The sequence below is a fragment of the Streptomyces sp. 11-1-2 genome (genome assembly GCF_003595545.1).
GTDB classification, from domain to species: domain Bacteria; phylum Actinomycetota; class Actinomycetes; order Streptomycetales; family Streptomycetaceae; genus Streptomyces; species Streptomyces hygroscopicus_B.
Genome location: NZ_CP022545.1, coordinates 2,775,943 through 2,792,011, shown reverse-complemented (window position 1 = coordinate 2,792,011; position 16,069 = coordinate 2,775,943). Strand labels below are relative to the sequence as shown.

The window sequence follows — 16,069 nt, the reverse complement described above, 5'->3', positions numbered from 1 at the left end:
GCCGGGGTCCGGGTGTTCCGAGGGGCGTCAGAAACGAGAGAGATCTGATCGCGACCAGAACACGTATGATGACTCGGCATCCTGCATGACGGATCCCATGCAATCAAGGGGTGCAGCAGCGTGGATCATCAGATGACTTCCGATCGATACCTCTGACATATCTGATGAATCGGTACAGTGCGGCGAAGGGCGCGGGACCGCGCCCCGCCCGTTCGGGAGGAATCGGATGTCCGCAGTCGACAAGGCGTTCCACGGCCTACGCCACATGATCGCCACCGGGCGCCTCAGCGCCGGAGGGCGCATTCCGCCCGAGGGCGAGCTGTGCGAGGAACTCGGCGTGTCCCGGGGGTCGTTGCGCGAGGCCGTACGGATGCTCGCGGCCCTGGGGGTGATCGAGCCGCGGCACGGCTCCGGTACTTATGTCTCCCAGCTCAGGCCGGAGGACATCATAGGTAGCCTGTCGCTCACCCTGGAACTGCTGCCGCTCTCCGGCCTGCTGGAGGTGTACGAGATCCGGCGTGTCCTGGAGTCCCACGTCGCGGCGCAGGCTGCGGCCCGCAGCACCCCGGAGACGGTGCGGGAACTCTTCGCGCTCATCGAGGCCATGGACGCCACCGACGACCCCACCGAGGCATCGGACCTCGACCACCGCTTCCATGCCGAGATCGCCACCGCGGCCGGAAACCCCGCCCTCGGCTCCCTGCTCTCGGTCTTCCGCGCCCGCTCCCGCAAGTACCAGATCTTCAACCTCCCCGAGGGCGAGCAGATGCGGCGCAAGAGCGACGAGGATCACCGAGTGCTGGCCACCGCGATCGCCGACCGCGATCCGCGCGCCGCCGCCGGAGCGGCCGAGGCCCATGTCGCCCAGACGGAGCGATGGCTGCGCGCCTTCATGCCGCCCATGGAGGAGGACTCCCCGGCCTGACGCGTTGCGTTGCGTTTGACGCGTCAGACCATTGCGCGTTCGCAATGCGCCTGTGGGTGCCGGAATCTGTGTCACCCTATGCGACCTGCGAGTATTCGTGGATGAGGCCGCCGAGTCGATCGTGTCGAGTGATGCGAGTGTGGTCCTTGGCGATGGGCGGCTTGGGGTCGGTGAGTCGGTCTGGTGCCCGTTGTCCGAGGGATTGATGCGGCCGGTGTCTGTTGTAGTGCTCCGTGTACTCGCCGACGACAAGGCGCAGGTGGCGCTCTCCGGTGATCAGGACGCGGTCGGTTGCCTCGCGTCGGCATGATCCGGTCCAGCGTTCCGCGATGGCGTTCATCCGGGGCACCTGGGGCAGTGTCGGAATGACGTGCACGCCGTTCGCCTGGAAGACGGCGTCGAAGCTGTCGGTGAAGTAGGTGCCGCGGTCCCGGATGAGGAAGCTGATCGACTCTGCGCGGTCACCGAGGTCCACGAGGTAGTTCCGTGCTTGCTGGGTGATCCAGGGGCCGGTCGGGTGCCGGGTGATGCCGGGGATGTGCACGTGTCGGGTGCCGTGGTCGATGAAGAACAGCACGAACCAGCGCCGCAGGAAGACCGTGTCGATGTGGAAGAGGTCGGTGGCCACGATGGCGGAGTGCGGGTGCCGATAAATCATCCGCGCAGCTCAGGCGGCGTGCTGGTACTGGTGGAGCGTTCCGCCGAGCCGGTCTCGTCTGTGGACTTCCAGGTGGGTGAGCTGGGCTTGTTGGGGGATGGGTGCGGGTAGTGGGCGGCATGGGGCGGCGTTTTTCAGTGCCCGGTGCGGGCGGTGTTCGTTGTAGAAGGATTCGTACTCGCGCAGGGCGTGGAGGAGGTGGCCCTGGTTCCAGATCAGGGTCCGGTCCAGGAGTTCGCTGCGGCAGGTCTGTATCCATCGCTCCATGAGCGAGTTCATCCGTGGTATCCGAATGCCGGTGGTGACGACCTTGAGACCGGCATCGGTCATCAGGGCGTCGAAGGCGGTTGTGAACTTCGAGTCGCGGTCGCGGATCAGGAACTTCGCCTTGCTGCCCGCGTTCTTGAGGTCCATGAGGAGGTTGCGTCCGAGCTGCACGATCCAGTCCCCGGTCGGATGTGCGCTGGCGCCCAGGATCCGGATGCGCCTGGTGGTGTGCTCGATGACGGCGAAGACGTACAGGCGCGCCCCCATCAGCGTGCGGACTTCGAAGAGATCGCAGGCGAGGAGGGCCTTGGCCTGGCTGCGGAGGAAGTCGGCCCAGGTGGTGTTCTGCCGTTCGGGTGCGGGTGGGATGCCGTGCTCGCGGAGGATCTCCCAGACCGTTGAGGCGGCGACCTTGATCCCCAGTGCGGCGAGTTCGCCGTGGATCCGGCGATATCCCCACGCGGCATTTTTCCTGGCCAGACGCAGGACGAGGGCACGGATCGAGCGGATGGTGCGGGGCGTCCACGCCGCTTGGACACGCAGGTCTCGGCATGGCACCGCCTGAGCAGCTCACGATGCCAGCGCAAGACCGTCTCGGGGCGGACCAATAGCAGAAGGTGCCGCAGTCTGTCTTTGGGCAGGTGATACAGAAGGCCGGCGAGGACAGCGCGATCACTGTCATTGAAGGCAGGCTTGTCGACCTGACGCTGCAGGACCAGCAGTTGATGCCGGAGCACCAGGATCTCGATGTCCTTGCCTCTGTCGCTCATCGGCAGGAGACGTAGGAACGCCAGGGTGTTGGTCGCGGCGAGGTAGGCCAGGCGCAGCAGCACGACAGATCATGATGCCGTCGGGGCCTTGTACAGGTGAAGACGCCGGGGTGAGCGTCGGCCAAAGTCGAAGATCTCTGAACAAGCTCTCACCTGCGTGGATGATTTACCGGCACCCGCAGGGTTGGCGGCCGGGGATACCGGGCGGATGCGGGCCCGCCTGGACAAGTTGTCGCCGGTCTGGGCTGCTGTCACGTCACGGCGTCGGCGAGCATGAAGGCGGCCACGGCCAGCAGGACCACGGCGAAGATGCGCTGCAAGTGGGGCCCGGAGACCTTCGCGGCTATGCGCTTTCCGTCCCAGGCGCCCAGGATCGCGGTTCCGATGAACGGGCCGATCAGCGCCCAGTCGACCGAGGCAGCGGTGCCGGAGCGAGTGGCCAGGGAGGCCAGTGAGTTGGCCGTGATGATCAGCAGGCTGGTGCCGACTGCGGCATCCATCTCGAAGGCCAGGACGGTGACCAGGGCGGGGACGGCGAGAAAGCCGCCGCCCACACCGAGCAGTCCGGTCAGCGTGCCGAGTGCGGCACCGGCCCCGGCTGCCTTGCCCGGCCGTACACCGCCGTCTTTGGGGCGGGCGGTGTAAGCGGGCCGGAGCATCTTGATGGCGGAGAGGGCGGCTATGGCGGCGAAGGCGAGGGTGAGGACGGCTTGAGGCAGGTGGGCGGAGGCTGCCCCAGCGACAGCCGCCGGAAGAATCCCGGCGGCTGCGAATGCCGCTCCGGCCTTCCACCGCACCCGCCCGGCCCGGGCGTGCGCGTACAGGGCGGTCAGAGACGTGGCGGTGACGATGATCAGGCTGGCGGTGGTGGCTGAGGCGGGGGTGAAGCCGAGCAGGTAGATCAGGGCGGGCACCGCCAGGACGCTGCCGCCGCCGCCGAGGGCGCCGAGCATCAGGCCGACAACGGCTCCTGCAATCAGGGCCAGGATCAGGGCGGTCACGCTATTCGCCCACTGTGTCTGCTGTCGCCGGCCGACGGCATTGCGGTACCGGTGACACGGGGGTGGGCCTGTACGGGGCCGAGGCAGTCAAGAGCCTGGCGGTAGAGGAACATCACGTGCCTTCTGTGCAGGTGGAGCAAGGGATTCATGACCGGGTGAGGCTCAGGCCCGCGTCGGCGGCCGCCTCGAAGCTGTCATCGATGGCGACGACCTGTCGTCCGGCCGCGTCCAGGAGAGAAGCGGCGATCGCCGCGCGCATCCCGCCGGCGCAGTGCACCCACACCGTGCCGTCCGGCACGTCGCCGACCCGGCCGTGCAGTTCGTGGAGCGGAATGTGCACGGAGCCCTCGATGAAGCCGTTCGCACGTTCGGAATCCCGGCGCACATCCAGCACCACCACGTCCTCGCCGCGCTTGTGTGCAGCGGCGAGGTCGGCGAAGCCGGCGCGGGGGAAGAAGGCGAGCCGTTCGCCCTGACGGACCCAGGCGGCTGGATCACCGGTGGCGGCGGCGGCCGGGCGGTCGATACCGACCCGGGTCAGCTCCCGCTGCGCCTCGGCAATCTGCCCCGGGGTGTCGCCGAGCAGGGTGACCGGCTTGCCCCACGGGATCAGCCAGGCCAGATAGGTGGCCAGCTTGCCTGTGCCCTCGAAGTTGAACGATCCGGCCACATGGCCGTCGGCGAAGGCGACCCGGCTGCGCAGGTCCACCACCCACTCACCCGCCGCCAGCCGTTCGGCGATCTGTGCGGCGTCGGCGGGCTCGGGCGGGGTCAGGTCGACGGGCCCGGGTCCGGCGGCGTTGGCCGGGCCCATGTGCGTGTAGTAGGCGGGCACGTTCTCCAGCCCGGCCAGGACCCGCTTCACGAAGTCGTCGACATCCAGGGTGAATGCGTCGTTGCCGGCGCGTTCCTGGCCGATCGTGCTTGCATCGCCCTCGGCTTGGGAGGAGGAGCAGAAGCTGCCGAAACCGTGCGTGGGCAGCACCGGCACCTCGTCGTCGAGTGTCGCCGCCAACCGGTGGACGGAAGCGTGCTGGGCACGGGCCAGTTGCTCGGTCAGTCGCGGGTCCACCAGGTCCGGTCGTCCCACGGAGCCGATCAGCAGCGAGCCGCCCGTGAAAGCAGCCACCGGGCTTCCCTCCTCCTCCAGGACGTACGAGGTGTGGTGCGGGGTGTGGCCCGGGGTGGCTATCGCGCGCAGCACCAGGTACTCGTCCACCTCGGACACGTCCCCGTCCGCGATAGGAGTGCGAGGGAAGGAGACGCGGGCCCCGACCGGGACGAGGTAGCGGGCGCCGGTGAGGCGGGCCAGTTCCAGCCCGCCGGTGACGTAGTCGTTGTGCAAGTGCGTCTCCGCCACGTAGGCGATGCGCACCCCTCGCCGCGCAGCGAGGGCGATCACCTGATCGACGTCCCGCGGCGGATCGACCACGACCGCAGCTCTCCGACCCCCTGCCAGATAGCTACGGTTGCCCAGCCCCTCGAACTCCAGGGTGTCGACAAAAAACATGGCGTGACTCCTCTCCGGGCTGGTGTACCCGGTTAATTCCGTTTCGGGAAGCCGCCGCCGAAGCTCCGGAACCGTTGCGCCACTCCGAACCGCTCGCGATATCCGCGGTTCTCATTTCCTGGGCCATTGCGCAAACGGTCACCGTCTGGAATGGCGGTAGCGAATTCTCCGAAGACTGCGGGCGGACGGCGTATCCGGCCGGCCTCATGCCGGCGGACGTATGCGACGGTTATCTGCCGGTTTTGCTTTCGTCAGCTCTCGCGCACCGCATCTGCGACGCGATCGCCGTTGTTCTCGGCGCTTTCGCTCCCGGGAAGGACGACCGGCAGCCCCGCTGCTTCCCACGCCTCAAGGCCGCCCGCCACGCTGTAGACGGAAGACCGGCCCGCGCGGATCGCCTGCACGCCGCCCTGCGCGCTGCGGTTGCCTGTGCGGCAGACGAAGGCCAGTGGGCCGTCAGGCAGATCCGACAGCGACGCTGGCAATGTGCTGAGCGCGGCGTGGACGGCGCCGGCCGGGTGGCGCGCTGCCCATTCATCGTCTTCACGGACATCGACCAGTGTGAGTTGCCCATCCTCGGCACGGCGACGCGCCTCAACAGGAGACAGGTCAGCGGGCATGTGACCGTCGCCGGAACTCAGGCTCTGCGTGGGCAGGACCGTCCGGATCGCCTCGTAGTTCGAGGCATGGACGACCGCTATCTGCTGTCCCATCATCGGGCAGACATTCATCGCCTCTTCCCAGTGACGGGTGGACTCCCATTCCGCCACGTTGACGAGAGAGAATTTGCTCCCCGGAACGATCGTGCGGAACATGTACGTCCGAATGAAACCGGGCTGCGCCGCCATCACCTCCGCAGCATCTTGCCATGCGGCGAGATAAGAGGCTTCCTTCTCCTCATCGATCTCGATCGGAATGATCACGACGTGGCGATTTTCCATCTGCTGCTTCCTCAAGTATTTCAACTACCGGCATGCCGCTCGATCCGGAGGAATTCCCAACGAATGCGGGAACACGACCGAGTCCTGGAGATACCGGCTTTCAGTTGGGGGCCGGAACCATCTGGACGCAGCTTGCACACACGTATCCGCAGGCGACGAGTCCTCTTGCTGGACTGGCAAGATGCTCGGCGTGGTCCGGGGCCGTCGGCCGATCGGCGAGCCATCCCCGGCGGCGAGAGCCAGCGCGTCTTGCCAGGACAGCATGAACCGATGCGGCATCCGTGGCGCCGTCGCACGCTGATGGCATGAGCGAGTTCGAGTTGATACGAGATGGTGAACAGACCTGGGACGTCGTGGTGGTCGGGGGTGGGACCGCCGGCCTTTCCGGGGCTTTGAATCTGGCCCGGGTGCGCCGGTCGGTTCTGGTGATCGACAAGGGTGAGCCCCGCAATGCTCCGGCTGCTGGCGCCCATGGTGTGCTCGGCCGCGAGGGCATCTCTCCTCTGGAGCTACTGCGGCTCGGGCGCGAGGAGGTCGCTTCGTACGGCGGTCGTGTCGTTTCGGGGCAGGTCACGCGGATCTCCCGGGACGGCGCGGGCTTCCGGGTTGTCACCGAGGACGGGCAGCACCTACGGACACACAGAGTGCTGGTGACCACTGGTTTGGTCGATGTGCTGCCGGACGTGCCAGGGCTGGCCGAACGGTGGGGGGGAGGGGGGACGTGCTGCACTGCGTGTACTGCCACGGCTGGGAAGTCCGGGACAAGGTCATCGGGGCGCTCGGCAACTTCCACCAGGCACTGTTGTTCCGTCAGATGTCCAAGGACGTCACGCTGTTCCTGCACACCGCAACGGAACTGACCGACGAACAGTGGGAGCAGCTGGCTGCTCTCGGTGTCGGCGTGGTCGACGGTGAGGCCACCGGGCTCGAGGTCGACAGCCAGGACCAGCTGGCGGGCGTGCGGCTGGCATCGGGAAAGGTGGTGGCGGTCCAGCAACTGGTGGTCGCCCCCGGTTCCTCGCGCGCGCGGGTTTCCTGCGCGAGCTGGGCGTGACGATGCAGAAACACCCGATGGGCCTGGGGGAGCAGCTCCAGGTGGACGCCTCCGGGTTCACCGGAGTGCAGGGCGTGTGGGCCGCGGGGAACGTCAGCGATGTACTGGCCGGGGTTCCCGCCGCGGCAGCAGCCGGCACCACCGCGGCCGCCGCGATCCACATGGACCTGCTGAAGGCCGACGCGGAAGCCGCCGCCCGTGCGGCGAAGGACGGTGAAGTGTTCAGCGGGGCGATGGAGGCCGAGGTGTCGCGGCGGGTGCAGGGCAGCCGTGCGCACGGACTGGGCTCCCTCCCCGGCGGGAACTGAGCCCTTACCGCGACCGGGTCAGGTGGCGCGGACCCGGAGGTGGGCCCGTTCTCCCTGGCGTCCAAGCAGGATGAGAAGTTCAACGGCCTGGTCGCCGTCGGCGCCAATCCAGTGCGGCACGTGCGTGTCGAACTCCGCGGCCTCGCCCGGCTTGAGGCTCAGGCTCTGCTCGCCCAGCAGCAGGCTGAGCCGTCCGGCGAGCACATAGAGCCACTCAAAACCGTCGTGAGTCTGCAGCTCCGGCTCGCTCTGGGACGTGGGTGAAATGAGAAGCTTATAAGCTTGGGCGCCGCCAGGATCGCTCAGCGGCACCAACGTCATGACGTCCGTGCCTGGTTGGCCGACTGGAACGACAACCCGCGACCGTTCACCTGGACCAAGACCGCCGACGAGGTCCTCGACAAAGTCGCCACATACTGCAAGAGAATCTCCGACTCAGGACACTAGCCGGTTTTCCAGGGAGCCTCCATCGATCAGTTCCATCACGATCCAGGGCCGCTCCTCCAGACCGTCCGACGCGGCCTACGACACATCCAGTACCGTAGCCACCTCATAGACGGCTGCCTCGCTGAGACAGGCCTGCTGATCAGAGCGACCTGACACAGCACGACATCACGAGTTCAACCTCAGTAACGAGACCGAACCCGACCGCGCCGACGGCGTCCGAGATGCTGCACGGCGACAAGGGCTACGACTACGACCCAGCATCGATGGCTACGAGCACCTGGCATCACACTCCGCATCGCCCGCCGCGAGACCGAGTCCTCCCAGCCGCTGGCCAGCCACCGCCGGGTGGTCGAGCGCACCACGTCCTGGCTTTCCGGCTGCCGTCGCCCGCACCGACGCTACGCGCGCAAACCCGAGCACTTCCTCACCTTCACCGCCGTAGGCGCCAGCCTGATCAACTACCGCCGACTCACCAAGTGGAACGACGCCCAAGGTTGCGCGTGGTCGGCAACTTCTGCTGCGACGATCGCGTCTATCACCTCTGACGGTCCCGCCAGCGGCCAACCTGCTTCGGTGTCCGCTACCCTTCCTCGACCGAGTCCTTTCATCTGTCCCCGGCGGGACCGCCCTTGGTCAGTTCTTCCGCCAGACGGTTCCGCGCGCCTCGTACTCCAGCATCGTCTCCACGCCCGTCGCCACATCCGGCCCGAGTTCGCGGTTGACCAGCCACAAGCCCAGGTCGAGACCCGACGTGATACCCCCGGCCGTCACAAGATCCCCGTCATCGACCACGCGAGCGTCCTTGACGAGACCGCCCTGTTCCCTCAGATAGTTTTTCGCGCCGTGGTGTGTTGTGCACGGGCGTCCCTTCGTCAGGCCGGCCGCAGACAGAATCACCGCTCCCGTACACAGCGAACTGATCGTCAGCCCTTCACGGGGAGCGGCAGCGAGGGCACGGGGGAGAGTGGCGCCATCGATTTCGGCCCATACGCCGGGACCTTCACGGTGGGCGTAGCCGCCGCCGGGCACGATGACCACGTCCGCCGCTTCCGGCGACCACCGATACTTCACCTCTATGCCCGTGCCGTATCCGCAACGGACCAGCCCAGGCTGTCCCGTCGTGACATACCGGACCTCGATGCCGTTCGGACTGTGCATGGCTGCGGCGGAGAAGACCTCGTACGGGCCGATGCAGTCCATCTCCTCAACACCGTCGAAAATCACGATGTGGACGCGCAGCGCGTCTGTGCGCCGCGTCGAGGCGACTGCTGCGCCATCGTCCAGGGCGGTGGTAGCCAGTGCCCCTGCGGATATGACGCCCGCGGCTGCTGACGTGTGGCGGATGAATTCTCTGCGGTGCATGGATGCGCCTTCCTGCGTGTGCGCCGGGGCGTTGGTATCGGGCCCGCTTGGTGGACCGCCCCCTCCGTAGTGGTCGTTCCGGACGGTCGCAGAGTTCCGGTACGAGGACGTGTTTCCGCAGGGGGCGGTACTTAGTAGGACTCCGTTAGGTCTGTCTTGATCTAGGTGTTGTGGTCCTGGTGGGGAAGGGTTGGTGGCAGGTGGTGCAGGTGCCGGTCCAGCACCTCAGGATGTCTTGGAGGGCGTCGAGGATCTGGTAGAGGGTGAGTGCGGTCCAGGTGCTTTTGGGGCCAGACGTTGTTCGGTGAGAAACGCGTGGGCCGCGGTCACGAGGGTGACGTGGTGGTGCCAGCCGGGCCAGGACCGGCCTTCGAAGTGGTCCAGGCCCAGGCCGTGCTTGAGTTCGCGGTAGTCGTGCTCGATGCGCCAGCGGACCTTGGCCAGACGGACCAGGTCGGCGATCGGAGTGTCGGCCGGCAGGTTGGACAGCCAGTAGTCGGTGGGAGCCTCGGCCTCTTCGGGCCATTCGACCAGCAGCCAGCAGTCGGGCAGGATGCCGTCCCACCAGCCCTGTTCGGCAGAGGCGGCGGCCCGGATGGGACGTTCGACGGCGTTGCCGGCCGGGCGGACGCGCACGGCGGCGAAGCGGGAACGTAACTCGCCGCGTGAGCCCTGCCGCCAGGTGAGGGAGGTGAACGCCTCCTGCCCGAGGCCGGTGGCAAGGGCTGCCACTGAGGGTGCGGGGTGGCGGTAGCGGGGCTGGGGCCAGCAGCCGACGGGGCCCTTGCGGTCCGGGGCTGTCGGCTGGGCGCCGAATGGGTGGGCGGTCACGTCCGCGCGGACGGCCAGCATGTAGTCGATTCCCCGCTCTGCCAGGCCGGCCCGAAGGTGGGCGTTGGTGCCGTAGGCGGCGTCGGCCACCACGACCGGCGGCCTCATGGCCCAGCCGGCCAGCGTGTCGAGCATGTCCAGAGCCAGCCGCCACTTCTCGCGGTGCCCGGCCTCGGGCGGGATGCGGGTGACGGTCCTGCGGTCAGTGTCCGCCGCCCACTCCTTGGGCAGGAACAGCCGCCACTGCAGTGGACAGGAGGCCGTGTCACTGGCGGCGTGGACGCTGACCGCGACCTGGCAGTTGGCGCGTTTGCCCAGAGCTCCGCAGTACTGCGGAGCCACGGCGACCGACATTCTTCCGTCCTTGGGCAGCGACACGTCGTCGATCACCCAGGCCGTCGGGTTGACCAGTGGCAGCATGCGTTCGCAGATCCGACGCTGCACCGGCACCGGGTCCCAGGTGGACTGGTTCACGAACTGCTGAAGGTTCTGTTCGTTGCCGTCCGGCAACCGCGAGGCCATGGCCTGGATCGACTTGCGGCGGCCGTCCAACATCAGTCCCCGCAGGTAGCAGTCACCTTTGGCCCGCTGGTCCTTGCGCGGCACCGACGCGAACACGTCAGCCACGTATAACCCCAACTTCGCCCGGACACGGTTCACTTCATGTGCGTCCATCCACCCAACATGCCCAGGAACAGGCTGAACCGGAAGACCTAACGGAGTCCTACTAAGGGCTTGCAGATCATTAACATGCTTTCTTGATCTTGCTGTGGTTCAGGAACGCCGCGATGTCGGATGGTGTGCGAAAGCGAGCGGTGGAGGCGCTGATGGGATGGTCGTGTGCTTCCAAGAGGGGGCGGACTTCCTGGCTCGCGCGGCTGATGGTTGGGGTGGTGACGCCGAAGAGCTGGGCGAGGAGGTCCCATGGGGGAGATCTTGCGCAGGTGGAGCACGGTGACCAGGACTCGCTCGGCTGGGGTGAGTTTGGCTTTGGCGCCTGTGCCGGGGCCACCAAGCGTTCGCGACCGCGGCGTGTGCGAAGCACGTGCTCGCGTTGAAGTTCCATCGCGGGAGTCAGTGTGTCGATGAGGTCGCTGAGTTGCTGGTGGGTCATGCCGGTCAGCTCCGGGTCCTGCAGGGAACGCAGCGTGAGTTGATGTGATGTGTTCGCTAGCGCCTGGCCCGCTGCGTTGTTTGTGGTCGTCGCCTCTTCGGGCAGTTGGGGGTGGAGAGTGTAGTTCCAGTCGCCGTGGAAGTGGTGCCGTGTGATCGGCAAGGTGTCGATGTCCTCGTCGCTGACCTGGATTCCTGTGGGGTACCGGCCGGTGTCCAGTTCGGCGTGCACCGTCAGGCCGGTCTTGGTGGTGGTCGCGGCGATACTCTGGACGATGACTTCGTGGCTGGTCAGGGGCCTGCCGCGCCAGTTCATGGTGATGTGGGAGAACAGCCTGTGCTCGATCTGGTTCCACTTCGATGTTCCGGGAGGCAGGTGGCAGACGGTGATCGCCAGGCCGGACTCGGTGGCGAACTGGGCGAGCTTGGTCTTCCAGGTGCGGGTGCGATAGCCGTTGGAGCCGCCGGCGTCGGCGGTGATCAGTAGCCGGCCAACCGTCGGATAGGCAGTCCGTCCGGCGCCGTTCCACCAGCGTCGGATTGATTCGACGGCGAACGCGGCGGTGTCGTGGTCGGTGCCCACATTGACCCAGCCGGTGTTCGCGGTGACATCGTAGATGCCATAGGGCACGGCCTTGCCCAGCTCACGGTCGGGGAAATCGTGGGTGTCGACTTGCACCGGTTCACCCTTCGGCTCCCATTCGCGGCCGTTGTTCTTGAAGAGGCCGACCAGTTCCTTTCTTCTTCGTGTCCACACTGATCACCGGAGCCCCGTTGTCCCGGTGGTTGCGGGCCTGCTCGTTGAGGTAGTGGAACTGGGCGTCCCGGTCGGGGTGCTGCTTGCCCTCCAGGGTCTTGGTGTTGCTCTGCAGGCTGAAGCCCTCCTCGCGCAGCAGGTCCCCGACCGTGTCGGCCGAGATCCGGTGACCCTGCCGAGTCAGCTCGGCTGCCAGGTTCCGCGTCGACTTCGTCGTCCAGCGCAGCGGCGACATCGGGTCCCCACGCACGTCCGGCTCCACCAGCGCCAGCAACGCATCACGCAGACCGGGATCCAGATCCACGACCCGTTTGCGGCCGCCGCCCGGCCGCCTGGTGCGTCCCAGCGGCGGTTCACCGGACTCCAGCTCGCGCACCCCCAGCGAGACGGTCGCCTGCCGCACACCGGCGGCCTGTGCGACCAGCCGGATCCCGCCGTGACCGATCGATCGCGCCTCCGCTCCCAGCAGCAGACGACGCTGACGTTCATCGAGATGCGGCAAGATCGTCTCGAACTTCCTCGCCAGCACGGCCCGTTGCTCCGCCCCAATGCTCATAGCACACCAACGAGGCACAGAGCAGGAAGCTACGAGTTAATGATCTGCACGCCCTTACTGACGGTTTCAGAATGAGTTCTGTGCAGGGGGTTGGCTGCGTGGTGGGGTGGCGGCAGACTTTCTCGGGTGTCGGATGATCTTGTGACTGATGACCTGTGGGAATGTGTGGCTCCGCTGCTGCCGGCTCGTCCGCCGCGGCGTGAGCGGTATCCGGGCCGGTTGCCGGTGGACGACCGGACCGCCCTGCGCGGGATCGTGTACGTCCTGTGTAAGGGTGTGAGCCGACCTGGCAGAAGCAGACACGGGCCGAGGTCTCGGTGACCGGTACGACCGCTGTGAACATCGACGTCTCCGACCGGTTGGCGAGCTCTCTGATCCCCTTCGCGCTCGTTGTCGTCGGCCTGTCGCTGCTGCTGTTGCTCCTGGTTTTCCGCTCGGTGATCGTCCCGTTGAAGGCCAGTCTGGGCTTCCTGCTGTCGGTGGCCGCCACCTTCGGCGCGGTCGTGGCCGTGTTGTGTTCCAGTGAGACTGGCTCGCGAGCGCGCTCGGCGTCGCCGAGACCGGTCCGGTGGTCAGCATCCTGCCCATCCTGGTGATGGCAGTGCTGTTCGGACTCGCCATGGACTACGAGGTATTCATGGTCAGCCGCATCCGCGAGGCGCACGTCCACGGCGCCGCGCCACCGGAAGCCGTCCTGGCCGGTTCGCGCCATGCCTCCCGCGTGGTCACCGCCGCCGCCCTCATCATGTTCGCGGTGTTCGCGAGCTTCATCCCCGGCGGCAGCACGATGCTGAAGCCGATCGCCTTCGCCCTCGCCGTGGGGGTCTGCATCGACGCCTTCCTCGTCCGGATGACGCTTGTCCCCGCCGTCCTCGCGCTCGTCGGCCGAGCGGGCTGGTGGCTTCCGAAGTGGCTGGACCGGCTCCTGCCCGACCTCGACATCGAGGGCGAACGGCTCACGGCGGATCGGCAGAAAGACGGCACGGACGGTCACGGCCCGACCCCGCCCGTCGCGGTCGGCGCGTCCTCGTGCATCTCCCCACGCAGGATGTCTTGAGCCATAGCAGCGATCATGTCGAGCTGCGGAGCGGCTGTCCCCAGAGCTCAGGCTGGTGTCCGGGCGGCGGCCGTTCCCGTGGTCAGCGGGCGGTGCGTTGCCGTCGGGAACGCGCCAGCCTCGGCAGGACGGCGAGCAGCAGCAGGCTGTAGTACTGCAGGACGGGTACGGCGAGCGCGATGGCGAAGGCGAGGACCAGGGCGAGGACGTTGAGCCAGCTCTCGGTGTACAAGTCCTCGGCCCTCCGGCGGACCGCCGGGCCGTCTTCCTCGAAAAGTGCCGGGGTGGCTTTCAGGATCCTCAGCATCGCGAACCGGCAGACCATGCCGGCCAGGAGGGTCGAGTAGTAGAACGCCGCCACGAATCGGTCGCGGCCGAAGGTGCCGAGCATCTCGGTCGGCAGAGGAAGGACGACGACGGAGAGCAGCCACCCCATGTTCCATACCATCAGGGAGCGGGTGAACTCCGTGACCGATGAGAAGGTCCGGTGGTGCTCCCGCCAGATGTTCGCGATGACCGCGAAGCTGAGCAGGAAGCTCCAGATCTGGTCGAGGTGACCGGTGATCACCTTGCTGGCGCCCTCGTGGGCGGAGGCGGCTTCCGGGACGAGGTCCACCAGCGGCAGGATCAGCAGGGTGATGGAGATCGCGGTCACCGCGTCGGTGAAGAGCACCACGCGCTCCCCCGAAACACCCCCCTCGATCCTGTCCGCCGCGGGAACCGACGGCTCTGCCTGGTCGGACCCTCCCGTCCCGGTCTCGCCGATGACACCACTGGCACCCATACGTTTGCACCTCTCTCTTGCCGCCCCGGCGCGCCTGCCGCCGCTGCCGGACGCTGCTGGTCGTGGACGTTCCCGTACACTCTCCACACCCAAGCCGTTGACCAGCATTGATGGATGAGTCCGGACCAAGTCCTAGACTAGTGGCCCGCGTTCGGGCCACCACCGCTGGACGGCCTCGACGGTTGTCGACGGGCTCACGTTGAAACAGAGCTTCGCACCGGGCGCCAGTTCGTGAGTGATGCCGACCAGGACCTCGAAGAGCGGGGTCAGCACCGGGTCCAGCCGGACACCGGCGCCGATCACCACGATGTCGTAGTCCTTCCCGGACAGCGCGGCGCGGTAGACCGCCTCGGCCGTGCGGCCGTAGTCGAGCAGGCAGACGTCGACAGTGAAACCGAGTTCCGCGAGCCGGGCCCGCTCGGCGGCCACGCCCGCCCGGACCACTTCGGCGTCGAGCTCGGGGAACGCCGCCCGCGACGAGGCCGAGTCGTCCACCAGCGCGGGATCGAGTCCGACAGTGAGAATGGACGGGGACATGCCGTGACCTCCTGTGCATTTGCCTGTGCATTTGCCTTTTCCGGACTGAGGGTAGGCACCGGAGCAGCCATACGGGCATCCCACACTTCTGGGGTATCGTTCGGCCGGTGAGTTCCCCGGTGGCCCGGCGCGAGACCGTGCGCGACATCGAGGCGATCTGCCGTCTCGACCTCGACTCCCGGGAGCTGCGACGCCGGATCGCCGAGCGGCTGACGCGGCTCGTCCCGGCCGACTCCTACTGTTTCGGCACGATCGACCCCACCACGTTGCTGATCACCGACGACGTGAGTGCCGGGCTCACGCCGGCCGCGGCCGCAGCAGCCGCGCACAACGAGTACCTGGTGGACGACGTACTGAAGTTCGCGGCGCTCGCCCGCTCCGAAGTGCCCGCAGGCACGCTCGGTGCGGCCACCGGCGGTGACCCGGAATCCAGCCACCGGTACCGGGCTGTGCTCCCGATGATCGACGCGCGGCACGAGCTGCGGGCGGGCTTCGTGGTGGACCGCCGGTGCTGGGGCGCCATCGCCCTGTTCGGCGATGGTGGGCGGCCCGATTTCACCCCGGCCGACGTCGACGTTCTGCGGCTGCTGTCCGCCCCGGTGGCCGCGGCCCTGCGCCGGGCCGTCCACCGGGCACCCGCCGACGCCGCCCCCGGCCCGGCCGAGGCGGGTGTGCTCCTGCTCGACCAGGACTTGCGGCTGCTCTCGGAGAATCCGGCCGCGAAACTCTGGCGGGACGAACTGGCCTGGTCCGGGGCGGAGCTGCCCATCGCGGTACTGGAGGTCGCCGCGCGAGGGAGAGGTGCGGCGCTGCCGGCCTACGGGCGGATCCGCGGCCGGTCCGGCCGGTGGCTCTCGGTCCACGCCTCGCCGCTGAGCGGTGGCCCGTACCCGGCGCCCCTCGCCGTGACGATGCACCCGGCGCCGGCCGCCGAAGTGGCCGAGGTGCTGCTACTCGCGTACGGGCTCACGCCCCGCGAGCGGGACGTCCTGGAGAGGGTCGTCGCCGGCCTGCCCTCGCGGGCCATCGCCATGGAACTGCATATCACCGCAGCCACCGTGCAGGACCACCTGAAGAGCGTCTTCGCGAAGACCGGTGTCCGCAGCCGACGCGAACTCGTAGCGACCATGCTGGACTTGTAAGCGGACCGTTTTCACGGTTCCGCTTGCCGCGATCCAACTCGTCTGAATC

The 16,069-nt window shown here is 67.5% G+C and carries 11 protein-coding genes and 9 pseudogenes; 9 read left to right on the top strand and 11 right to left on the bottom strand.

Annotated features, from left to right (window positions below):
• Nucleotides 1-226 precede the first annotated feature (226 nt).
• Entirely contained in the window at nucleotides 227-925 is a 699-nt protein-coding gene (locus CGL27_RS11675; RefSeq protein WP_119986419.1) for an FCD domain-containing protein, read from the top strand.
• A gap of 76 nt (nucleotides 926-1,001) precedes the next feature.
• On the opposite strand, the gene CGL27_RS11670 is transcribed toward CGL27_RS11675, so the two are convergent.
• Entirely contained in the window at nucleotides 1,002-1,583 is a 582-nt protein-coding gene (locus CGL27_RS11670; protein WP_119986417.1) for an integrase core domain-containing protein, read from the bottom strand.
• A gap of 9 nt (nucleotides 1,584-1,592) precedes the next feature.
• Nucleotides 1,593-2,464, bottom strand: a pseudogene (locus tag CGL27_RS11665) (integrase core domain-containing protein).
• 3 nt (nucleotides 2,465-2,467) lie between these two features.
• On the opposite strand from CGL27_RS11665, the gene CGL27_RS51920 reads away from it, so the two are divergent.
• Nucleotides 2,468-2,635: a hypothetical protein gene (locus CGL27_RS51920; protein WP_240451082.1), complete on the top strand. Its 168-nt coding sequence runs from the start codon at nucleotides 2,468-2,470 to the stop codon at nucleotides 2,633-2,635.
• Between the two features lie 236 nt (nucleotides 2,636-2,871).
• On the opposite strand, the gene CGL27_RS11660 is transcribed toward CGL27_RS51920, so the two are convergent.
• The 3 genes from CGL27_RS11660 to CGL27_RS11650 form a co-directional block, all read right to left on the bottom strand.
• Nucleotides 2,872-3,621, bottom strand: a complete 750-nt coding sequence (locus CGL27_RS11660; protein WP_119986415.1) for a sulfite exporter TauE/SafE family protein — start codon at nucleotides 3,619-3,621, stop codon at nucleotides 2,872-2,874.
• Between the two features lie 145 nt (nucleotides 3,622-3,766).
• Nucleotides 3,767-5,131, bottom strand: coding sequence for an MBL fold metallo-hydrolase (locus tag CGL27_RS11655; protein ID WP_119986413.1), 1,365 nt, complete (start codon nucleotides 5,129-5,131; stop codon nucleotides 3,767-3,769).
• 251 nt (nucleotides 5,132-5,382) lie between these two features.
• On the bottom strand, nucleotides 5,383-6,072 hold the full coding sequence (locus tag CGL27_RS11650; RefSeq protein WP_119986411.1) for a rhodanese-like domain-containing protein: 690 nt from the start codon (nucleotides 6,070-6,072) through the stop codon (nucleotides 5,383-5,385).
• A gap of 305 nt (nucleotides 6,073-6,377) precedes the next feature.
• Here CGL27_RS11650 and CGL27_RS11645 point away from each other — a divergent pair.
• Nucleotides 6,378-7,434, top strand: a pseudogene (locus CGL27_RS11645) (NAD(P)/FAD-dependent oxidoreductase).
• An 18-nt stretch (nucleotides 7,435-7,452) separates the two neighbouring features.
• On the opposite strand, the pseudogene CGL27_RS11640 reads toward CGL27_RS11645, so the two are convergent.
• Nucleotides 7,453-7,755 (bottom strand): annotated as a pseudogene (locus tag CGL27_RS11640) (cupin domain-containing protein); the annotation flags it as partial.
• On the opposite strand from CGL27_RS11640, the pseudogene CGL27_RS51915 reads away from it, so the two are divergent.
• The 3 pseudogenes from CGL27_RS51915 to CGL27_RS51905 form a co-directional block, all read left to right on the top strand.
• A pseudogene (locus CGL27_RS51915) lies at nucleotides 7,756-7,881 on the top strand (IS630 family transposase); the annotation flags it as partial.
• 51 nt (nucleotides 7,882-7,932) lie between these two features.
• Nucleotides 7,933-8,034 (top strand): annotated as a pseudogene (locus CGL27_RS51910) (IS630 family transposase); the annotation flags it as partial.
• Between the two features lie 48 nt (nucleotides 8,035-8,082).
• Nucleotides 8,083-8,253 (top strand): annotated as a pseudogene (locus tag CGL27_RS51905) (IS5/IS1182 family transposase); the annotation flags it as partial.
• 261 nt (nucleotides 8,254-8,514) lie between these two features.
• Here CGL27_RS51905 and CGL27_RS11625 read toward each other — a convergent pair.
• The 3 genes and pseudogenes from CGL27_RS11625 to CGL27_RS11615 form a co-directional block, all read right to left on the bottom strand.
• Entirely contained in the window at nucleotides 8,515-9,243 is a 729-nt protein-coding gene (locus tag CGL27_RS11625; RefSeq protein ID WP_119986409.1) for a DJ-1/PfpI family protein, read from the bottom strand.
• Nucleotides 9,244-9,468: 225 nt separating this feature from the next.
• The gene (locus tag CGL27_RS11620; RefSeq protein ID WP_119986408.1) at nucleotides 9,469-10,749 is read right to left on the bottom strand and encodes an IS701 family transposase; all 1,281 of its coding nucleotides are present in this window, start codon (nucleotides 10,747-10,749) and stop codon (nucleotides 9,469-9,471) included.
• Nucleotides 10,750-10,819: 70 nt separating this feature from the next.
• Nucleotides 10,820-12,500 (bottom strand): annotated as a pseudogene (locus CGL27_RS11615) (ISAzo13 family transposase).
• 90 nt (nucleotides 12,501-12,590) lie between these two features.
• Between CGL27_RS11615 and CGL27_RS11610 the strand changes: the two are divergent.
• Both CGL27_RS11610 and CGL27_RS11605 read left to right on the top strand, forming a co-directional pair.
• A pseudogene (locus CGL27_RS11610) lies at nucleotides 12,591-12,767 on the top strand (transposase); the annotation flags it as partial.
• Between the two features lie 32 nt (nucleotides 12,768-12,799).
• Nucleotides 12,800-13,557: pseudogene (locus CGL27_RS11605) on the top strand (MMPL family transporter); the annotation flags it as partial.
• Between the two features lie 82 nt (nucleotides 13,558-13,639).
• On the opposite strand, the gene CGL27_RS11600 reads toward CGL27_RS11605, so the two are convergent.
• Nucleotides 13,640-14,341, bottom strand: coding sequence for a TMEM175 family protein (locus tag CGL27_RS11600; RefSeq protein ID WP_119986406.1), 702 nt, complete (start codon nucleotides 14,339-14,341; stop codon nucleotides 13,640-13,642).
• A 132-nt stretch (nucleotides 14,342-14,473) separates the two neighbouring features.
• A complete protein-coding gene (locus CGL27_RS11595) occupies nucleotides 14,474-14,878 on the bottom strand; it encodes a hypothetical protein (RefSeq protein ID WP_119986404.1) in 405 nt (134 codons plus the stop codon).
• Between the two features lie 107 nt (nucleotides 14,879-14,985).
• On the opposite strand from CGL27_RS11595, the gene CGL27_RS11590 reads away from it, so the two are divergent.
• Entirely contained in the window at nucleotides 14,986-16,020 is a 1,035-nt protein-coding gene (locus CGL27_RS11590) for a helix-turn-helix transcriptional regulator (RefSeq protein ID WP_162952964.1), read from the top strand.
• Nucleotides 16,021-16,069: the final 49 nt, after the last annotated feature.

What these genes read in the sequence shown, in the direction of transcription:
- CGL27_RS11675 (WP_119986419.1), top strand. Translation starts at nt 227, where the DNA reads ATGTCCGCAGTCGACAAGGCGTTCCACGGCCTACGCCACATGATCGCC.
- CGL27_RS11670 (WP_119986417.1), bottom strand. Translation starts at nt 1,583, where the DNA reads ATGATTTATCGGCACCCGCACTCCGCCATCGTGGCCACCGACCTCTTC.
- CGL27_RS11655 (WP_119986413.1), bottom strand. Translation starts at nt 5,131, where the DNA reads ATGTTTTTTGTCGACACCCTGGAGTTCGAGGGGCTGGGCAACCGTAGC.
- CGL27_RS11650 (WP_119986411.1), bottom strand. Translation starts at nt 6,072, where the DNA reads ATGGAAAATCGCCACGTCGTGATCATTCCGATCGAGATCGATGAGGAG.
- CGL27_RS11625 (WP_119986409.1), bottom strand. Translation starts at nt 9,243, where the DNA reads ATGCACCGCAGAGAATTCATCCGCCACACGTCAGCAGCCGCGGGCGTC.
- CGL27_RS11620 (WP_119986408.1), bottom strand. Translation starts at nt 10,749, where the DNA reads ATGGACGCACATGAAGTGAACCGTGTCCGGGCGAAGTTGGGGTTATAC.
- CGL27_RS11600 (WP_119986406.1), bottom strand. Translation starts at nt 14,341, where the DNA reads ATGGGTGCCAGTGGTGTCATCGGCGAGACCGGGACGGGAGGGTCCGAC.
- CGL27_RS11595 (WP_119986404.1), bottom strand. Translation starts at nt 14,878, where the DNA reads ATGTCCCCGTCCATTCTCACTGTCGGACTCGATCCCGCGCTGGTGGAC.